The following is a 14,267-nucleotide window of genomic DNA, read 5'->3' as shown; positions in this document are numbered from 1 at the left end:
CTTGACGGTAGTCTGGGCGGCATGAAGATGAAGACTCTGGCTGCGGCCGCCGTCATCGGTGTGGCCGCGCTCACCGGTGGTGCTCCGCTGGCTCTCGCCGAGACCGCCATTCAGACTCAGACCACCGTAGCCCCGGAGAATCTCACCTCGCCGGTCACTGACTATTCCGGTGTGCTCGACACCTCGCAGAGCGCGAATCTGACTGACCAGATCCAGCAGTTCAAAATCGACGCCCACAAGTCCTTGTTCGTCGTTTTTCTGCCCAGCTTCGGCGACATGAGCAACGAGGACTGGACCGAACGTGCCGTGGAGATCAACGGTGGTGGCAACACCGCCGTCATTGCAATCGCCACCGACCAACGTCAGTACTACGTCTATGGCGGCAAGCCTGACTGGTCCGAGTCCGAGATCAACCGGATGAACGACGCCGCCTACCCCTACCTCGTCGAATCCGACTGGTACGGCGCGGCCGACGCCGCCATTAACGCCGCCGCCACCTCCGGGGAGATGTCCGGTGAGTCTCTCGCCTGGCTGGGCGGTGGGGCCGCAGCTGCCGTCGCGGCCGGTGGCGGCATCTACGCCTACTCTCGTCGCAAGCGGAAGCAGAACGAGGCAGCTGTCCTCGCTGACTCCCGTTCCATCGCCCCGACCGACACCAGGCGCCTGGCGTCGCTGCCGATGGAGACCCTGGAGCAACTCGCCCAGGAGGAACTCGTCTCCACCGACGAATCCATCCGCCGCAGCCGCGAGGAACTCGACCTGGCCATCGCCGAGTTCGGCCCGGAGCGCACCCGCTCCTTCACCAAGGCCATGAACCACTCGACGACCACCCTGCAGAAGGCCTTCGCCCTACAGCAGCGCCTCAATGACTCCATCCCGGAGACTGAGGCCGAGCGCCGCTCCATGCTCGTGTCCATCATCTCCTCCTGCGGCCAGGCCGATGACGCCCTCGACGCCGAGTCCGAGTCATTCGCCGACATGCGCAACCTGCTGGCCACCGCCGACCGCAAGATCGACGAGCTCACCCAGCGCACCGTCGATCTGCGCACCCGCCTGCCCCGCGCTGAGGAGCAGCTGAACGGGTTGCGCTCCCGATACTCTCCCGAGGTCCTCGAATCCGTCGACCATAACGTGGAGCTCGCCGGAGCAGCCCTCGATGAGGCGGAGAAATCACTTACCACCGCCCGCGAATTGGAGGCGAAGCCAGCTGGTTTGCAGGCCGGTCTGGTGGATGCCATCCGTTCCTCCGAGCACGCCATCGAGGTCGCAGACCGCATGCTCGGCGGCATCGAACACGCCGATGACAACATCGCCACCGCGCAGGCCCAGCTCGGCGACCTCCTCCAGGAAGTCGAGGATGAGATCCGGGAGGCCGGTGACCTCAAACGCCGCGGGATCTCCGAGGGCGCCCGCGCGGACTGGCAGAAGCTCGACGAGGTTGTGGGACGCGCCATCACCGTCGTGGACGAAGCCCGCTCGATCTCCTCCAAGGATCCGCTGGGCGCCTACACCGCGCTCACTGACATCGACGCTGAACTCGACGAGCAGCTCGACCGCGTCCGTGAGACCACCGCCGACCAGTCCCGCCAGCTGCAGCTGCTCGACCAGCAGCTGCAGGCGGCCGGCGTGTCTATCCAAGCTGCCGAGGATTTCATCGCCTCCCGCGGTCGCGTGGTCAAGGCAGAGGCGCGCACCATGCTCGCCGATGCCAAGCGTCTCCAGGCCCAGGCCATCCAGCTGCGCACCTCCGAAACACGGCAGGCCATTGACCACGCCCGTCAGGCCGCCACCGCCGCGAAGCGTGCCCTGAAGCGCGCCCAGTCGGACTACAACGACTATCACCGCCGCCAGCAGATGCACCGCGGTGGCGGTGGCTCCAACATGGGTGGCATTGTCACCGGCATGGTCATCGGCCAGATCCTCGGCGGCGGAGGAGGAGGCTTCGGTGGTGGCTTCAGCGGAGGCGGTGGCGGCGGAGGCTTCGGCCGCGGCGGTTCCTTCTAGACCCGCGGCCGGCGCACTGGGGAGTCGACCAGGACGCAGCCCCAGGACAGGAACACGGCATCCAGGTCCGGTAGTTGCTCCCCGGTGGGATGAAACTCCACCCGCCCCGAAATGAGAGGCCGCACCCGGGCCACCACAGCCCCCGCGGCGTTGTGGATGGTGCGTTCCTTACGCCAGACACTCGTCCGGCGCAGCACGTACTGACGTCCGGCGCAATCGGCGTGGAGGGTACCCACCGTAAACCCGTTCTGGGTGAGGGTGAACACCCGGCCGTCGCCGATGGTGGCGCGCGCGCGGAACTGGATGGGCCCCGGCTCGGATTCGATGAGCAGACGCTGCGCCCGGAAGTAAATGACATCCGAACGAACGGTGGCGATGAGCTCGCCGCGGGCGTCGATAAGCTCGTTACCCTCCCAGCACCAGGAACCGTCCATCCGACTAAATGATGAACGCCAGGATCGCCGCGACAGTCATCAGCGCCAACGTGGCGATGACCATTGTCGACGACCGCGACAGACGCTGCTCCAGCACCAGGCGGGCCATCCAGCTCAAGCCGACGATCGCCTCGCGCGGCAGGTCGCTCTCCCCCTCGAACTCGAGGATCGCCTTGCGCACACCATTGTTGCCGCCGGAAAACTGGGCCACCTTGGTGCCGTTCTCATCGTCGATGATCCAGTTGTTGGATGCCTCGTTGATCAGGACAAAGTTCTGGTTCCCGATGGACACCGGGATCGACTTGTCCTTCTTGAAGTTGGCTTCGCTGGTGAGGACGGGGGCGTCGTAAAGCGTGGCGGTGGCGCCCTGTTCGGCGTCGAACGCCAAGGTCCACCGCTCGCCGTCGACGTCCGCGGAGGTCTTGTCGAAACGCGCGAGGACCTCCGGACCGCCCTCGGCGAGGAGGACGGGCCGGTCGACGTCTCTACGGTCCCAGCTGGTGTAATGCATGACTAGCAGCCTACGAGGCGGGTGGCCAGGTAGTTCTGCAGGTCCTCGATCTTCACGCGTTCCTGCTCCATGGTGTCGCGCTCACGCACGGTGACAGCATGGTCCTCGAGGGTGTCGAAGTCCACGGTGACACAGAACGGGGTACCGATTTCATCCTGACGACGGTAACGGCGACCGATCGCACCTGACGTGTCGTACTCCACGTTCCACAGCCCACGCAGCTGCGCCGCGATCTCCTGCGCCGGCTCCGCCAGCTCCGGCTTCTTCGACAGCGGCAGCACAGCCACCTTCACCGGTGCCAGGCGACGATCCAGCTTCAGCACAACTCGCTTATCGACGCCGCCCTTCGCGTTCGGCGCCTCATCCTCCGTGTACGCATCAATGAGGAAAGCCATGACGGCACGGCCCAGGCCCGCGGCCGGCTCAATGACGTATGGGATCCACCGCTCGTTGGTCTCCTGATCGAAGTAGGACAGGTCCTCGCCGGAGCCCTCCGAGTGGACCTTGAGGTCATAGTCGGTGCGGTTGGCGATACCTTCCAGCTCGCCCCACTTCGAGCCCTGGAAATTGTAGGCGTACTCGATATCGACGGTGCGCTTGGAGTAGTGCGACAGCGCCTCCTGCGGGTGCTCGTAGAAGCGCAGGTTCTCCGGGTTAATACCCAGTTCGACGTACCAGGCCATGCGGTCGTCGATCCACTTCTGGTGCCACTCCTCATCGGTGCCCGGCTTGACGAAAAACTCCAGCTCCATCTGCTCGAACTCGCGGGTGCGGAAGATGAAGTTGCCCGGGGTGATCTCGTTACGGAAGGACTTACCGATGTTGGCGATACCGAACGGGGGCTTCATACGCGCCGAAGTCATGACGTTCTTGAAGTTGACGAAGATGCCCTGCGCGGTCTCCGGGCGGAGGTAGTGCAGGCCCTCTTCATCGTCAACCGGACCGAGGAAGGTCTTCAGCAGACCGGAGAAGGGACGCGGCTCAGTCCAGTTGCCGGGCTGGCCGGTCTCCGGATCGTTGATATCGGCCAGGCCGTTGGCCGGCGGGTGGCCGTGCTTCTCCTCATAAGCCTCGAGGAGGTGATCGGCACGGTAGCGCTTGTGGGTGTGCAGGGATTCGACCAGCGGGTCAGTGAAGACCTCGACGTGGCCGGAGGTCACCCACACCTGACGCGGCTGAATGATGGAGGTATCCACGCCCACCACGTCGGGGCGGGCAGTGACCATGTGACGCCACCACTGGCGCTTGATGTTTTCCTTGAGCTCGACACCGAGCGGCCCGTAGTCCCATGCGGAGCGGGAACCGCCGTAAATCTCACCGGCCTGGTACACCAGACCGCGGCGCTTGCACAGGTTGACTACGGTATCGATGACGGACGCCATGTGGCTTCAGACTCCTCTGGTAGGGGATAAGTCGCTGATGATTCACAACGAGTCTAGCCGCAACCTATTTCCTGGGGTTGACCCGGCTGGTATTCTGCGCAGAAAATGACCCCTCCCCCATTAGGTAGGTAAATGTCTAGAGTGATATACGGTAGGGGTATAATGTGGGAATCACCACGCCAACCGGCTTATGCCGGAGCTTCGGCACATTAACCACGTAGTCAATGGTCTAGATGAGCGCCTACAGGCACTCTCCGGACCAGATACAGACAAAGAACTGAGCAGCAGGGATGAACACCTTTTCGGACAGTGATCTTGACGCCGGTGAAGCCATCATCGGTGCGCTGGACTCGCGCTTGCGGGTACAGATCATCTGGCGCCTCTCGATCCGCGACCACTTCGTCCACGAACTCGTCGACGGACTCGGCAAATCCCAGCCGCTCATCTCCCAGCACCTGCGCGTCCTCAAACGCTCCGGCATCGTCGACTCCGAACGACGTGGCCGCGAGGTTATCTACCGCCTGGTCCTGCCCCAGGCCGCAGAGATCATCGAGTCCGCTGTCCGCCTCGGCCTCTACGCTCGCGACCGCCATCAGGCACCGATCCAGCCTGTGGCGGATGTCGTCCACATCGGACACCTCACCGACAAGCGCGGCTCAGGCACCGAGGAAGACCCTGTCGGACAGATCGCCCACGCACCGGCCGCTGCTGCCGCCGAGCACGCCGATGAGACGATTCCGGCCCCCGCCCCGGTACCGCCCGTCTCCTGACACTTCACTCGCCCTGCCATATTGAGCACGGCCATACATAATGGGATATGTACTCGATCCCTTTTCCAGGAAGAGCCCGTACATGTCTCCCACGTCCTCCGGTGTGCCGAAGCTCGGCGCCCGCAACACCCGTCAGCGCACCGCGGTGATCAATGTCCTCTCCGAAATCGACACTTTCGCCTCCGCGAAAGAGATCCACAGGGAGCTGGAGAATCGGGAACTACAGGTCGGCCTGACCACTGTTTACCGCACCCTACAGTCACTCGCCGAGATCGAGGCCGTCGATGTGCTCCACATGGCCTCCGGGGAAACCCTGTACCGCCAATGCGTATCACCGCACCATCATCATCATCTGGTGTGCACGGAATGTGGGCGCACCGAAGAGATCGACGGCGGCAGCGTGGAGACCTGGGCGAAGCAAGTGGCCGACAAGCATGGGTTCACTCTCACCGGGCATGACGCTGAGATCTACGGCACCTGCCCGGAGTGCTCCAGCTAGAACGGCGGCGGCTCTTCGGGTGGGGGTGGCGGTGGATGTTCCGTTTCGCGCCTGGCCTGTGACTCTTCCCGTATCCGGCGGCGGCGCTTGGTCACCCGCTGGGAGAAGGTCTGCAGCCAGTTCTTCGTCTTCGGGGCGAGTGGCCCCTTAGCCTCCACCATCACCCAGGTCCCATCCTCATAGAGGAAGTACTTGTCGCGGGTGATCGGGTCGATGAGGTAGAACACCCGGCCATCGGTCTTGATGTTGTGGTGCGTGGGGCATAACGCCGCCAGGTGCGCTGCGGTGGTGGGCCCGCCGTCCTTGTGGTCAATGCGATGATCCATCTGGGTACGGTCCTCGTGGCACAGGCAGTCACCGTCTGAGCACGTCCCATCCAGCCCGATGACCACGGAGCGGATATCCGCCGGGGTCTTATAATCCGCGACCACCTTGTCGTAGAGGGCGTCCATGTCGCGCGTCAGGGTGGCCTGCTGCACGAGGCGATCCGCCTGCGCCGCCGGGATCCATCCCACGCCCGGTACCCAGGCCGGGGCATCGGGAACATCCGTTGCACGATAGAAGTCGAGCACGATGTCGGTCTTCCCCTCACCGCGCACCAGACGCCTTAAAGCCTCCGCCTGGGAGATCTTCTCCCGCTTGGCCAGCTTGCGCACGCGGTTTTCGATCTCCTTGATCTGCATCGGCTCCATCTCCACGTTGAGGAAGGCTCGATCGCCGTCATACACGGCTTCAACGCTTCCCTCGGAGGGTGCAGGCGAATCATCAGTCGAAATAGAGTCATCGAGCCCCTGGATGATGGCATTGAGCTTGCGGCGGATCTGAGCGGCGCTCGGCAGCAGCTGATTGGGGCGCGAAGGAGTGAGGTAGGCGGTAATCTCCGCGTCGATGAAATGCAGGTTCTCCGTCACCGTGGTGTCCGCCTTCGACATCACCGCGTCGATCGCCTTGAGACGATCAAGATCCAGGTGAAACATCGACTCCTGCAGCGCGCGGAGCTGAGGCATCTCAGTGATCCGCAGGTGGGCGTACAGGGCGGAGGTGATGTAGCCGTCACCGCGTCCCAGCTGCCGCTTGAGCCCAGCCACAACAAGCGCGATATCCGCCTCCGCATCGGGCAGCATCTCTTGCCACAGCCGATAGTCCGAGCGACGCAGTCGCGTGCCCTGCACACTCACCCTGTCATAGGGCGAGGCACACGAGTAGTACTTCTTCGGCCCCAGCAGTTTGGCCAGTTCCAGCTCGACGGCGGAGTCGAAGCTCAGGTTGCTGTCAATGTCGATCTTCATGTCCCCCACCCCCTTCAGGTGTTCTCGGACGCCTGTTCGACACCCACATTAGAACACCCACTCGATCCCCGCAACCCCCCGCGGGAAACTATCCCAAAACCACACCGAAAGCGACGCCCAACAGGTAGGTGATACCGGCCGCGCCAAGACCGATCGCCAACTGCCGCATCGCCCGTGACAGCGGCGGCTTCCCGGACAACACTCCGACTACGCCGCCCGTAAACATCAAAGCGCAGCACACCAGCATAATTGCGATCACCGCACCCATAACCGGCGAGGCCCCGAAGAGGAAGGGAATGATGGGGATAAAGGCTCCGCCGGCAAAGAAGAGGAAGCTCGATCCAGCGGCCGCCCACGGAGATCCAACCACTTCGGCCGGGTCTGCCCATACCTCTTCCTCGCCCAGGGAGTCCTCTCTATCCAGGCCGATGGCTTGTTCGAGGGCCATGCGCGAGAACTCGGCCTGCGCCTTGTCTTTGGCCTCCTTCTCCCCCATGCCGCGTGCCCGGTACACCAGCGCCAGCTCGTTGGCGTTGACGTCCAGCGATGGCAGAAGTGTATGCGCCTTGGGGTGCGGGGTGGAGGCCTCCAGCAGCTCCCGCTGGGACGTCACGGACACGTACTCACCTGCGGCCATCGACAATGCGCCGGCCAGGAGACCCGAGATGCCGGTGAGCAGGATCATGTTCGCGGAGACGCCGGAACCCATGACACCCACGACGAGCGCCAGGTTGGACACCAAGCCATCGTTGGCGCCAAAGACTGCAGCGCGGAACCCGCCCGACATCTTCTCCCGGCCCCGGGCCGCCAGACCGCGGACCACCTCGGCATGGATGCGCTCGTCGGCCGCGATCTGTTCGGGGGCGTCCTCATCCTTGATGTAGGGGCTGCGCGCCTCCGCCGACTGCATGAGCGCCAAGGTGAACACCGAGCCGAAGCTCTTGGCCAGAAATCCCATGAACCGGGTACCCAGATCCGGTTGGCGGGGAAAGCCTACGTATTCGCCGAGTTTGCCGCGCCAGAACTCCTCGTGGCGGGACTCGGATTCTGCCAGGGCGAGGAGGATCTCGCGTTCTTCACCGGTCTTGCGGCGGGCCAGTTCCCGGTACAGGGCGGCTTCGGCACGCTCGTTCGCCAGGTAACGACGCCACCGGTTGATCTGCGCCCGCGTCGGCTCCTGATTGCTGACAACCATTACTTTGTCCCCCCGAATCGACGGTCTCGGGAAGCATACTCCAGTACGGCGTCGAAAAGATCCTGTTGGGTGAAATCGGGGAAGAGCTTGTCCTGGTAGACCATCTCGGCATACGCCGACTGCCAGGGCAGGAAGTTGGAGGTCCGCTTCTCACCGGAGGGCCGCAGGAACAGATCGACATCCGGCATATCCGGCTCATCGAGGAACTGCGGGAAACTCTTCTCTGTGATCTCCTCCGGGCGCAGCTGACCGGCGGCGGCGCGGCGGGCGATCTCGCGGGCGGCGTCGACAAGCTCGGCGCGACCGCCGTAATTGACGCACATCGCCAGGGTCATGCGGGTGTTGTCTTTCGTCATCTCCTCGGCGGTCTCCAACTCGCGGATAACCGCACGCCACAGGCGTGGGCGGCGGCCCACCCAGCGCACGCGCACGCCTTTCTCGTTGAGTACATCCCGCTGGCGACGCAGGACATCGCGGTTGAATCCCATGAGGAAGCGAACTTCGTCGGCTGAGCGACGCCAGTTCTCCGTCGAGAAGGCATAGGCCGACAGGTAGGGAACTCCGAGTGCCAGGCAGGCATCGACGACGTCCATGAGGACCGCCTCGCCGCGCTTGTGCCCCTCGGTGCGCTTGAGGCCGCGCTGCTGCGCCCAGCGTCCATTACCGTCCATCACCAGGGCGATATGTGCGGGGATGAACTGAGCGGGGATGTCCGGTGGCGTGATCACGCAGACCAGTCTACGTCTGGTCCATTACGCCGAGACTGGTGACCTTCTGTTCCAGATGCCATTGCAGGTGCGCCCGGGTGAGTCGGTGCGCGGTCGCGCTCAGGTGGTTACCGTCCTGCTTATCGACGATCGCCATCGCCGCCGGCCAGTGCGCGTGCATAAGCAACCACATGAGGTGCAGGGACTCCTCCGGCACCTCCGCCGAACCAGGGGGCCGGCACTGCACACAGGTCGCTCCCCCGACTGCCGGGTGGAAGGCATGGTGCGGGCCGGGTGCCCCGCACTGGGCACAGTCGAAAAGGCTCGGCGCCCAACCCGCATGGGCCATGGCCTGCAGGAGGAAAGCGTCGAGAACCACGGTGGGATGCTCGCTGCTCTGCATTCGGGCGAGAGTCTCAGTGAGGTGGTCGAACAGCCAGGGGTCCTCGTCGGAGGCGAGACGTTCCGCCGTTTCCAGGGCTGCGCAGGCTGCGGTGTAGCGCTCGTAATGGTCGATGATGCCGGCACCGTAGAAGGCCACCGTATCCGCCCCGGTGATCGATTCCAGATTGCGGCCCGGGTAGAGCTGGACGTCAATATCCACGAAATGCTGCAACCGCGAACCGAAACGCGACTTCGCGCGCCGCACCCCCTTCGCCACCCCCCGCCGGATCCCGTGGTGGCGGGTGAGCAGCACGATGATGCGGTCGGCCTCGCCGAAATCATAGGTCCGCACCACCAGCGCCCGGTCCCGGTACGGCTGCGCACGCATGCTAAAAGCCCAGGCGACCCAACGACTTCGGGTCGGACTGCCAGTTCTTCAGCACCTTGATACGCAGGTCGAGGAAGACGTTCTGGCCCAGGAGTTTGATGATCTCCTGGCGCGAGTTGTGGATGATCCGCCCGAAGCGACGCCCGTCCTTGCCCTGAATAATCGCCTTCTGGCCTTCCCTCTCCAGGTAGAGAATTGCGTGGATGACCAGCTTCCCGTCCTCGGTGAACATCTCATCCACCTCAACGGCGACGGAGTGCGGCAGCTCGTCCTTGAGCCCCGACAGAGCGGCCTCGCGGATGAGTTCGGAGATGCGCTTCTCGGTGTCATCGTCGGTGACATGATCGTCGGGGTAGAACTTAGGGCCTTCGGGAAGGAGGGAGGCGAGGACGTCGATAAGCAGTTCCACCTGGGTGCCATCCTTGGCCGACACCGGAATAACCTCGGAGTTACCGCCCAGCAGCTCATGGAGAGCCAGAAGCTGCGCGCCGACCTGGTCCTTGCTCGCCTTATCCAGCTTGGTGACGATACCGACGATCGGCGTGTCCGGCACCACCTTGCGCAGATTCTCCAGGATCCAGCGGTCGCCCGGGCCGATTTTCTCGTCCGCCGGCACGGTCAGCCCGATGAGGTCGACGTCCGCGTAGGTATCCTTGACGATCTCATTGAGCCGCTCACCCAACAGTGTCCGCGGCTTGTGCAGACCCGGCGTATCCACGACCACGATCTGCGCATTCTCACGATGCACCAGACCCCGGATCGGATGACGCGTGGTCTCCGGCTGGTTGGCAGTGATAGCGATCTTCTCCCCCACCAGAGCATTGGTAAGGGTCGACTTGCCCGTATTCGGGCGGCCGACGAAGCTGACGAAACCGGAACGGAAGCCGTCCGGGGTGTCGGTGAATGAGCTGATGGGGACTCCTAGGGTTGTGTGAGATTTAAGATTACCGAACCTGCGTGACCTCGAACTGCATCCGCGGGTTCGCGTACGCATCCTGGGACTCGATGAGTAGCAGCTCGCGGGAATCCGCGCGGTAGGTGTTCTCCACGAGGTCGAAGACGGAGGAGGCGGTTTTCGCCAGGGCGTCGGCGGCGTCCTCCGTAGAGACGTAGTGGCCGGTGAACAGCGCGGCGGTGACATCGCCGGAGCCGTTGCGCTTGAACGGCAGGTACGGGGTCTGCACGATCCAGGCGCCAGCCTCGTTGACGGCAAGCATCTCGATGGTGCCCTCCGGGCGCTCCGGGCGCTCCACGGAAGTGACCAGCACGGTCGACGGGCCCATGTCGCGGGCAGCGTCCACGGCGGCGAGGGTGGATTCCAGGTCGGAGGCCTCCCGCCCGGTGAGGAAGCCCAGCTCGAACTGGTTGGGGGTGATGATGTCGGCAACCGGTACGACACGATCGCGCAGCAGCGGCGGGATGAGATCAGAGACGTGGCAGCCGGACTTGGCGTTGCCCATCACCGGGTCGCAGGCGTAGACAGCGTCGGGGTTGGCGGCCTTGACCTTGGCGACAGCATCGATGATGACATCGGCGATATCGGAGCCCCCCTGGTAACCGGAGAGCACGGCGTCGACCTGGCCGAGCGCCCCGCGCTCCTCGATGCCGGTGATGATGTCCGCGACATCAGCGGCCGGGATCATCGGCCCCCGCCAGGAGCCATAACCGGTGTGGTTGGAGAAGTTGACGGTGTACACCGGCCACACCTCGTGCCCCAGGCGCTGGAGGGGGAAAACTGCGGCGGAGTTACCGACGTGACCGTAGGCCACGGAGGACTGGATCGAGAGGATATTCACGGTGGTTATTGTGCTCTCTTGCGGGTTGAAATCACAATCACTCCCCGACGGCGTCCTCGTCCGCCCGCTCCAGGACTTCCACCACCACAGAGCGCACGCGCATGCGCCCGCGGCGATCACGCCCGCCCTCGGCGGTCAGGCGCAGTCCGCAGGTCTCCACGGTGGAGTTGGGCAGTGGCACGCGCCCGATCTCGTAGCCGATGAGGCCGCCCACGGATTCGACCTGGTCCTCGATCTCTTCGGTGAAGTGGATCTCGATGTCATAGTCATCATCGATCTGATCCTGCAGGTCTTCCAGGGACAGGCGGGAGACGGCGCGGTAGGTGCGGTCGCCGATGAGCTCGATGGGGGCAACCTCGGCGATGTCGTATTCATCGGCGATCTCACCGACGATCTCCTCGAGGATGTCCTCCATGGTGATCAGCCCGGCGATGCCGCCGTATTCGTCGACGAGCATCGCCATGTGGATCTTGTCGCGCTGCATCTCGTGGAGCAGTTCGTCGAGGTTTTTCGAATCGGGCACGAAGGTCGGCGGGCGCATGACCTCGGTGACCGCGACGGAGGCCCCGCCGTCGGTGAGGTGGTAAGTGTGCCGCACCAGGTCTTTGATGTAGACCACGCCGAGGATGTCGTCGATGTTCTCACCGACCACCGGCACGCGGGAATGCCCGGAGCGCACGCACAAGGTGGTGGCCTGGCCGGCGTGCTTACCGTCCTCGATCCAGATCATCTCGGTGCGCGGCACCATGACCTGACGCGCGGTGGTGGAGGCGAGGTCGAAGACCGACTGGATCATGCGCCGTTCCTCCACCTCGACGATGCCGTGCTCCTGGGCGATGTCGACCATCTCCCGCAGCTCGACTTCGGTGGCGTAGGGCCCGTGCCGGAAGCCACTGCCCGGCGCGATGAGGTTGCCCACCCAGATGAGGATCCGAGCGATGGGGCCGAGGACATAGGCCACGGCCTGCAGCACCACCGCGGAGCGCAGGGAGATGGAGTACGGGTTCTTGCGACCCATGGTGCGGGCGAAAACGCCGACAACTGCGTAGGTGATCAGGGCGACGGCCACGATGGCCAGCACGATCGCCCAGACCTCGGATTCGAAGACGTCGCGGGCCAGCGCAGCGGCGAACACTGCTGCCGTGGCGTCCAGCACGGTCTTGAGGAGGATGAGCAGGTTGATGTTGTCGGCGCGGTGGTCGATGACCTTGAGCAGCGCGCGGGAACCGCCGACCTCGTCTTTGACCATGCCCTCCACGCGGGCGCGGGAGATCGAGCTGACGGCCGACTCGACGGTGCCGACCAGACCGGACAGCGCCAGCGCCACCACTGTGACGACGCTCAGCCAGACGGTGTCAACCTCCATCAGGGTTCACCGGCGCGGTCGGCGGCCGAGGGGAACGCCTGTGGGCCGGTGGGCTTCGGCGGGAACGTGGCGCCGCGGCGGGCGACGTCGTCGTACCAGTCGGCGAGCAGCTCGTTCTGCAGGGCGAACATCTCGCGTTCCTCGGTGGGGGTGGCGTGATCGTAGCCGAGCAGGTGCAGGCAGCCGTGGACGGTGAGTAGCGCGAGTTCGTGGTCGAGTCCGTGGCCGGCTGCCTTCGCCTGCTTGGCTGCGAACTCCGGGCACAGGACGATGTCGCCGAGCAGCGCCGGGCCCGGCCCCTTGGAGTCGGGGCGCGCGCCGAGGGCCGAGCCAGAGCCGGGGGTGAGCTCATCCATGGGGAAGGTCATGACATCGGTCGGGCCCTCCAGGTCGAGCCAGCGGACATGCAGGTCGGCGATCGTCTTGAGGTCGACGATGTGGATGGATGCCTCCGCGTCTGGGTGGATGTCCATTTCGCCGAGGGCGAAGGAGGCGACGTCGATAAGCATCTCCTCGTTGACTCCCTCATAACCGGATTCGTTGAAGACCTCGATGCTCATTGTTTCTCCTCGAAGGCATCATAAGCGTCGACGATGCGGCCGACGAGCGAGTGACGGACCACGTCCTTGCTGGACAGTTCCGCGAAGTGGATGCCCTCCACCCCGCGCAGGATCTGGCGCACCAGCCGGAGGCCGGACTTCTGGCCTGTGGGCAAGTCGACCTGAGTGATATCACCCGTAACGATCATCTTGGAGCCGAAGCCCAGGCGGGTGAGGAACATCTTCATTTGCGCCGCGGTGGTGTTCTGCGCCTCGTCGAGGATGACGAAAGCATCATTGAGGGTGCGCCCGCGCATATACGCCAGCGGGGCAACCTCGATGACCCCGGCCTCCATGAGCTTGGGGATCATCTCCGGGTCGAGCATGTCACGCAGGGCGTCATACAGCGGGCGCAGATACGGGTCGATCTTGTCGTTGAGGGTGCCGGGCAAAAAGCCGAGCTTCTCACCGGCCTCCACTGCGGGGCGGGTGAGGATGATGCGGGTGACCTGCTTGGATTGCAGGGCCTGCACCGCCTTCGCCACCGCCAGGTAGGTCTTGCCGGAGCCGGCGGGCCCGACTCCAAAGACGATGGTGTGTTCGTCGATGGCGTCGACGTAGTTCTTTTGACCGAGGGTCTTCGCGCGGATGGTTTTGCCGCGGCGGGAGACAATGTCACTAGCCAGGACCTCGGTAACGGACTGCGGGGCTTCGACCGTGACGATGGAGACGGCGTGCTTGACCGAGTCCGGGGAGATGACGTGCCCGCGGCGGGCGATGGACTCGAGTTCCTCCAGCACCTTCACGGCGCGCGCCACCTCGTGGTCGGGTCCGGTGACGGTGACCTGGTGGCCGCGGGCGTGAAAGTCCGCGTCGATCTGGTTGTCGAGGACCCGCAGGTTTTCGTCGTTGATCCCCAACACCGCCTGGGTGTATGCCGAATCGAGCTCGATTTTCCTCGTGATGACCTGTGCTGCCAAGGGCCTGCTTCCTTATCGAATGT

At 64.2% G+C, this 14,267-nt stretch carries 15 protein-coding genes; 3 read left to right on the top strand and 12 right to left on the bottom strand.

Annotation, left to right across the window (positions count from 1 at the left end):
* The first annotated feature begins 21 nt into the window (after positions 1 to 21).
* Positions 22 to 2,004, top strand: coding sequence for a TPM domain-containing protein (locus Q4G50_RS02150; RefSeq protein WP_303375994.1), 1,983 nt, complete (start codon positions 22 to 24; stop codon positions 2,002 to 2,004).
* On the opposite strand, the gene Q4G50_RS02145 is transcribed toward Q4G50_RS02150, so the two are convergent.
* Genes Q4G50_RS02145 through Q4G50_RS02135 form a run of 3 tightly spaced genes read right to left on the bottom strand, consistent with a single transcriptional unit; the run spans position 2,001 to position 4,331 of the window.
* Complete coding sequence (locus Q4G50_RS02145) at positions 2,001 to 2,438, bottom strand: hypothetical protein (RefSeq protein ID WP_303375993.1); 438 nt, start codon at positions 2,436 to 2,438, stop codon at positions 2,001 to 2,003. The genes Q4G50_RS02150 and Q4G50_RS02145 overlap by 4 nt on opposite strands.
* Before the next feature lie 4 nt (positions 2,439 to 2,442).
* Positions 2,443 to 2,949 (bottom strand): hypothetical protein, encoded by a 507-nt coding sequence (locus tag Q4G50_RS02140; RefSeq protein ID WP_303375992.1) that lies wholly within the window; start codon positions 2,947 to 2,949, stop codon positions 2,443 to 2,445.
* Positions 2,950 to 2,951: 2 nt separating this feature from the next.
* On the bottom strand, positions 2,952 to 4,331 hold the full coding sequence (locus tag Q4G50_RS02135) for a glycine--tRNA ligase (RefSeq protein ID WP_303375991.1): 1,380 nt from the start codon (positions 4,329 to 4,331) through the stop codon (positions 2,952 to 2,954).
* 290 nt (positions 4,332 to 4,621) lie between these two features.
* On the opposite strand from Q4G50_RS02135, the gene Q4G50_RS02130 reads away from it, so the two are divergent.
* A complete protein-coding gene (locus tag Q4G50_RS02130) occupies positions 4,622 to 5,101 on the top strand; it encodes a helix-turn-helix transcriptional regulator (protein WP_303375990.1) in 480 nt (159 codons plus the stop codon).
* An 82-nt stretch (positions 5,102 to 5,183) separates the two neighbouring features.
* A complete protein-coding gene (locus Q4G50_RS02125) occupies positions 5,184 to 5,600 on the top strand; it encodes a Fur family transcriptional regulator (protein WP_303375989.1) in 417 nt (138 codons plus the stop codon).
* Here Q4G50_RS02125 and Q4G50_RS02120 read toward each other — a convergent pair.
* From Q4G50_RS02120 to Q4G50_RS02080, 9 genes are all read right to left on the bottom strand, one after another.
* Positions 5,597 to 6,889 carry an HNH endonuclease signature motif containing protein gene (locus Q4G50_RS02120; RefSeq protein WP_303375988.1) on the bottom strand — a complete coding sequence of 431 codons (1,293 nt, stop codon included), beginning with the start codon at positions 6,887 to 6,889 and terminating at the stop codon, positions 5,597 to 5,599. The two genes, Q4G50_RS02125 and Q4G50_RS02120, sit on opposite strands and share 4 nt — an antisense overlap.
* Before the next feature lie 88 nt (positions 6,890 to 6,977).
* On the bottom strand, positions 6,978 to 8,084 hold the full coding sequence (locus Q4G50_RS02115; RefSeq protein ID WP_303375987.1) for a VIT1/CCC1 transporter family protein: 1,107 nt from the start codon (positions 8,082 to 8,084) through the stop codon (positions 6,978 to 6,980).
* Entirely contained in the window at positions 8,084 to 8,821 is a 738-nt protein-coding gene (locus tag Q4G50_RS02110) for an isoprenyl transferase (protein WP_303376011.1), read from the bottom strand. Before Q4G50_RS02110 ends, Q4G50_RS02115 begins: the two co-directional genes overlap by 1 nt.
* A 1-nt stretch (position 8,822) precedes the next feature.
* Positions 8,823 to 9,563: a DNA repair protein RecO gene (gene recO, locus Q4G50_RS02105; protein ID WP_303375986.1), complete on the bottom strand. Its 741-nt coding sequence runs from the start codon at positions 9,561 to 9,563 to the stop codon at positions 8,823 to 8,825.
* Position 9,564: 1 nt separating this feature from the next.
* Positions 9,565 to 10,476: a GTPase Era gene (era, locus tag Q4G50_RS02100; RefSeq protein WP_303376010.1), complete on the bottom strand. Its 912-nt coding sequence runs from the start codon at positions 10,474 to 10,476 to the stop codon at positions 9,565 to 9,567.
* A gap of 31 nt (positions 10,477 to 10,507) precedes the next feature.
* Positions 10,508 to 11,359: a pyridoxal kinase PdxY gene (gene pdxY, locus Q4G50_RS02095; RefSeq protein ID WP_303375985.1), complete on the bottom strand. Its 852-nt coding sequence runs from the start codon at positions 11,357 to 11,359 to the stop codon at positions 10,508 to 10,510.
* 37 nt (positions 11,360 to 11,396) lie between these two features.
* The gene (locus Q4G50_RS02090; protein WP_303375984.1) at positions 11,397 to 12,725 is read right to left on the bottom strand and encodes a hemolysin family protein; all 1,329 of its coding nucleotides are present in this window, start codon (positions 12,723 to 12,725) and stop codon (positions 11,397 to 11,399) included.
* Positions 12,725 to 13,285 carry an rRNA maturation RNase YbeY gene (gene ybeY, locus Q4G50_RS02085; RefSeq protein ID WP_303375983.1) on the bottom strand — a complete coding sequence of 187 codons (561 nt, stop codon included), beginning with the start codon at positions 13,283 to 13,285 and terminating at the stop codon, positions 12,725 to 12,727. Before ybeY ends, Q4G50_RS02090 begins: the two co-directional genes overlap by 1 nt.
* Complete coding sequence (locus tag Q4G50_RS02080; RefSeq protein WP_303375982.1) at positions 13,282 to 14,244, bottom strand: PhoH family protein; 963 nt, start codon at positions 14,242 to 14,244, stop codon at positions 13,282 to 13,284. Before Q4G50_RS02080 ends, ybeY begins: the two co-directional genes overlap by 4 nt.
* Between the last annotated feature and the right edge of the window lie 23 nt (positions 14,245 to 14,267).

The organism is Corynebacterium sp., assembly GCF_030538285.1.
Taxonomy (GTDB): Bacteria; Actinomycetota; Actinomycetes; order Mycobacteriales; family Mycobacteriaceae; genus Corynebacterium.
This window is presented reverse-complemented; position numbering and strand designations above follow the sequence as displayed.